This is a genomic window from Flavobacterium geliluteum, from assembly GCF_017948595.1.
In the GTDB taxonomy this organism is placed as follows: Bacteria; Bacteroidota; Bacteroidia; order Flavobacteriales; family Flavobacteriaceae; genus Flavobacterium; species Flavobacterium flavipigmentatum.
The window spans coordinates 1-5,506 of sequence record NZ_JAGFBV010000055.1; the positions used below are offsets into that span (position 1 = coordinate 1).

Annotated in this window: 2 tRNA genes and 3 rRNA genes; all 5 read right to left on the reverse strand. The window is 47.0% G+C overall.

From position 1 onward, the window contains the following. Positions 1-52: 52 nt before the first annotated feature. A 5S ribosomal RNA gene (gene rrf / locus J3495_RS18785) occupies positions 53-162 on the reverse strand. A gap of 173 nt (positions 163-335) precedes the next feature. Next, positions 336-3,218, reverse strand: a 23S ribosomal RNA gene (locus tag J3495_RS18790). A gap of 197 nt (positions 3,219-3,415) precedes the next feature. Beyond that, positions 3,416-3,492, reverse strand: a tRNA-Ala gene (locus tag J3495_RS18795). 108 nt (positions 3,493-3,600) lie between these two features. Beyond that, positions 3,601-3,674 (reverse strand) — tRNA-Ile (locus J3495_RS18800). Between the two features lie 122 nt (positions 3,675-3,796). Further along, a 16S ribosomal RNA gene (locus J3495_RS18805) occupies positions 3,797-5,310 on the reverse strand. The 16S, 23S and 5S rRNA genes sit together here with 2 tRNA genes alongside, the layout of an rRNA operon. Positions 5,311-5,506: the final 196 nt, after the last annotated feature.

A 5,506-nucleotide genomic window follows, 5' to 3' on the forward strand; every position in this document is an offset into this window, starting at 1 on the left:
TTTTTATATAAACAAAAAACCCCTGTTTCGTTTGAAACAGGGGTTTTAAAAAGAAAGGCGACGACATACTCTCCCACATAACTGCAGTACCATCTGCGCAGGCGGGCTTAACTACTCTGTTCGGGATGGGAAGAGGTGAGCCCCGCCGCAATAACCACCTTAAGGTTGTTAGTCTAAAGTCTAAGGTCATAAAGTCTAAAGTATTTCACTTTAAGACTTTTGACTTTCGTCTTTAAGACTGCTCTGCGTCGAGCAAATATCTTAACATACTGAGATAAAGAAAGTTTTTTATTTTAGAAAGTTTCTCCCCGCACCTTGCGGTGCGGGAAAAGGGTGTACATAAGCTTACGGATTATTAGTACTACTCGACTATGACATTACTGCCTTTACATCTATAGCCTATCAACGTGGTCATCTCCCACGATCCTTAAAAGAAATCTCATCTTGTGGTGGGTTTCGCGCTTATATGCTTTCAGCGCTTATCCCTTCCAAACGTAGCTACTCTGCGATGCTCCTGGCGGAACAACAGATACACTAGAGGTTTGTCCAATTCGGTCCTCTCGTACTAGAATCAGATCCACTCAAATTTCTTGCGCCCACAGTAGATAGAGACCGAACTGTCTCACGACGTTCTGAACCCAGCTCGCGTGCCACTTTAATGGGCGAACAGCCCAACCCTTGGGACCTTCTCCAGCCCCAGGATGTGACGAGCCGACATCGAGGTGCCAAACCCCCCCGTCGATATGAGCTCTTGGGGGAGATCAGCCTGTTATCCCCGGCGTACCTTTTATCCTTTGAGCGATGGCCCTTCCATGCGGAACCACCGGATCACTATGCTCTACTTTCGTACCTGATCGACCTGTATGTCTCTCAGTCAAGCTCCCTTATGCCATTGCACTCTACGCACGGTTACCAAGCGTACTGAGGGAACCTTTAGAAGCCTCCGTTACTCTTTTGGAGGCGACCACCCCAGTCAAACTACCCACCAAGCAATGTCCCCCGCAATCGCGGGGTTAGGCCTCAGATAAACAAAGGGTTGTATTTCAACAATGACTCCACAACGCCTAGCGACGCCACTTCACAGTCTCCAACCTATCCTACACATCATTTATCCAAGGTCAATACTAAGCTATAGTAAAGGTGCACAGGGTCTTTTCGTCCCACTGCGGGTAAACGGCATCTTCACCGTTACTACAATTTCACCGAGCTCATGGCTGAGACAGTGTCCAGATCGTTACACCATTCGTGCAGGTCGGAACTTACCCGACAAGGAATTTCGCTACCTTAGGACCGTTATAGTTACGGCCGCCGTTTACTGGGGCTTCAATTCAATGCTTCTCCGAAGATAACATCTCCTCTTAACCTTCCAGCACCGGGCAGGTGTCAGGCCCTATACTTCATCTTACGATTTTGCAGAGCCCTGTGTTTTTGATAAACAGTCGCCTGGACCTCTTCACTGCGGCCAGCTTGCGCTGGCGACCTTTCTCCCGAAGTTACAGGTCTATTTTGCCTAATTCCTTAGCCATGAATCTCTCGAGCACCTTAGGATTCTCTCCTCAACTACCTGTGTCGGTTTACGGTACTGGTACTAATTACCTGAAGTTTAGAGGTTTTTCTTGGAAGCCCTTAGGCGCACTATCTCTTTGTCCGAAGACGCCGAGTACTATCGTATTTCCCCAAAATCTGTGGATTTGCCTGCAGATCTTATAGGTAGGTACTTCAACGAACTATTCCGTCAGTTCGCGGCGCTTTCATCACTCCGTCACCCCATCACAGTAATTAGTAGTACGGGAATATTAACCCGTTAGCCATCGACTGTCCCTTTCGGGTTCGCCTTAGGACCAGACTAACCCACAGCTGATTAGCATAGCTGTGGAAACCTTAGTTTTTCGGTGTGCGGGTTTCTCGCCCGCATTATCGTTACTTATGCCTACATTTTCTTTTCTAACCAGTCCAGCATGCCTTACGACACACCTTCAACCCTGTTAGAATGCTCCCCTACCACTTAGAGTAAACTCTAAATCCATAGCTTCGGTAATATACTTATGCCCGATTATTATCCATGCTCGTCCGCTCGACTAGTGAGCTGTTACGCACTCTTTAAATGAATGGCTGCTTCCAAGCCAACATCCTAGCTGTCTGGGCAGACAAACCTCGTTCTTTCAACTTAGTATATATTTGGGGACCTTAGCTGATGGTCTGGGTTCTTTCCCTCTCGGACTTGGACCTTAGCACCCAAGCCCTCACTGCTGAGAAACATTATATAGCATTCGGAGTTTGTCAGGAATTGGTAGGCGGTGAAGCCCCCGCATCCAATCAGTAGCTCTACCTCTATATAATTTTACGCTCAGCGCTGCACCTAAATGCATTTCGGGGAGTACGAGCTATTTCCGAGTTTGATTGGCCTTTCACCCCTACCCACAGGTCATCCGAAGACTTTTCAACGTCAACCGGTTCGGACCTCCACTGTGTGTTACCACAGCTTCATCCTGCCCATGGGTAGATCACACGGTTTCGCGTCTAACACTACTGACTAAAGCGCCCTATTCAGACTCGCTTTCGCTACGGATCCGTGGCTTAACCACTTAACCTTGCCAGCAACGTTAACTCGTAGGCTCATTATGCAAAAGGCACGCCGTCACCCCACGAAAGGGCTCCGACCGCTTGTAAGCGTATGGTTTCAGGATCTATTTCACTCCGTTATTCACGGTTCTTTTCACCTTTCCCTCACGGTACTGGTTCACTATCGGTCTCTCAGGAGTATTTAGCCTTAGCGGATGGTCCCGCCAAATTCAGACAGGGTTTCACGTGCCCCGCCCTACTCAGGATACCACTATCTATTATACTCGTTACCCATACGGGACTATCACCCTCTATGGTGTCACTTTCCAGTAACTTCCGGTTCCTTGTACATAAAATGTCGTGGTCCTACAACCCCAACAATGCCGTAACATCATTGGTTTGGGCTAATCCGCGTTCGCTCGCCACTACTTACGGAATCACTTTTGTTTTCTTCTCCTCCGCCTACTTAGATGTTTCAGTTCAGCGGGTTTGCCCACCTATCGGTGTACTATGTCTTCAACATAGTGGGTTGCCCCATTCGGGTATCTACGGATCAAGTCGTGTGTGCCGATCCCCGTAGCTTTTCGCAGCTTATCACGCCCTTCATCGCCTCTGAGAGCCAAGGCATCCCCCATACGCCCTTATTTTGCTTATTGTACCAATCATAAAATCAATTATGACCGTTTTTTTTTGTCTTTTATTACTTGTATTGCTACTTATAATAAAAAACGCTTTCTACTTTTTATTATTTTCTTATCTCAATATGTCAATGAACTTTGTCAAGCTTTAGGCTTTAAGCAATATGCTTTAAGCTTTTTTAGCTTACAGCCTAAAGCTTATAGCTTACGGCTTTTGGTGGAGAATAACGGAGTCGAACCGTTGACCTCCTGCGTGCAAGGCAGGCGCTCTAGCCAGCTGAGCTAATCCCCCATTTTGCAATCTTAGATTGTAGAATTCAGATTTTAGATTTCTAATTCTTCTCTAATTTCTTTTGGTGAATTCCAACTTCTAGAATTTCCTTTTTTTTAAGTTAAATAGTAGTCCCGGGCAGACTCGAACTGCCGACCCCTACATTATCAGTGTAGTACTCTAACCAGCTGAGCTACGAGACTCTGTTTTACTTAAAATTTATTATTTGAACTAACAGCAAGAGTAATCGAATTTTAAAATTCATATCCAAAAGATCCACATCTTTTTTCCTAAGCGTGCACTTGTGCTAACACTCAGGCTCTAGAAAGGAGGTGTTCCAGCCGCACCTTCCGGTACGGCTACCTTGTTACGACTTAGCCCTAGTTACCAGTTTTACCCTAGGCAGCTCCTTGCGGTCACCGACTTCAGGCACCCCCAGCTTCCATGGCTTGACGGGCGGTGTGTACAAGGCCCGGGAACGTATTCACCGGATCATGGCTGATATCCGATTACTAGCGATTCCAGCTTCACGGAGTCGAGTTGCAGACTCCGATCCGAACTGTGACCGGTTTTATAGATTCGCTCCTGGTCGCCCAGTGGCTGCTCTCTGTACCGGCCATTGTAGCACGTGTGTAGCCCAAGGCGTAAGGGCCGTGATGATTTGACGTCATCCCCACCTTCCTCACAGTTTGCACTGGCAGTCTTGTTAGAGTTCCCGACTTGACTCGCTGGCAACTAACAACAGGGGTTGCGCTCGTTATAGGACTTAACCTGACACCTCACGGCACGAGCTGACGACAACCATGCAGCACCTTGTAAATTGTCTTGCGAAAGTTCTGTTTCCAAAACGGTCAATCTACATTTAAGCCTTGGTAAGGTTCCTCGCGTATCATCGAATTAAACCACATGCTCCACCGCTTGTGCGGGCCCCCGTCAATTCCTTTGAGTTTCATTCTTGCGAACGTACTCCCCAGGTGGGATACTTATCACTTTCGCTTAGCCACTGAAATTGCTTCCAACAGCTAGTATCCATCGTTTACGGCGTGGACTACCAGGGTATCTAATCCTGTTCGCTACCCACGCTTTCGTCCATCAGCGTCAATCCATTAGTAGTAACCTGCCTTCGCAATTGGTATTCCATGTAATCTCTAAGCATTTCACCGCTACACTACATATTCTAGTTACTTCCTAATAATTCAAGTTTAGCAGTATCAATGGCCGTTCCACCGTTGAGCGATGGGCTTTCACCACTGACTTACTAAACCGCCTACGGACCCTTTAAACCCAATGATTCCGGATAACGCTTGGATCCTCCGTATTACCGCGGCTGCTGGCACGGAGTTAGCCGATCCTTATTCTTACGATACCGTCAAGCTACTTCACGAAGTAGTGTTTCTTCTCGTATAAAAGCAGTTTACAATCCATAGGACCGTCATCCTGCACGCGGCATGGCTGGATCAGGCTTGCGCCCATTGTCCAATATTCCTCACTGCTGCCTCCCGTAGGAGTCTGGTCCGTGTCTCAGTACCAGTGTGGGGGATCTCCCTCTCAGGACCCCTACCCATCGTAGCCTTGGTAAGCCGTTACCTTACCAACTAGCTAATGGGACGCATGCTCATCTTTTACCGTTGTGACTTTAATTACATCTCGATGCCGAGTCGTAATACTATGAGGTATTAATCCAAATTTCTCTGGGCTATCCCTCTGTAAAAGGTAGATTGCATACGCGTTACGCACCCGTGCGCCGGTCTCTAGATCCGAAGAACTATACCCCTCGACTTGCATGTGTTAAGCCTGCCGCTAGCGTTCATCCTGAGCCAGGATCAAACTCTTCATCGTATATTGTGTGCTTGAATTGCTTCAAGCTATTTATAATGATGCTTTCTCTAGTGGTTATTCTCGAATCTCTCGATTCCATTACTCTTATTCTTTTGTTCTAACATCTCTGTTAAAACGGCTGTCAATTCAATATGTCTACGAACGTGTATTTCTTTATTCTTTTCGCTTTTCGTTGTTTCTCAAAGCGGGTGCAAAA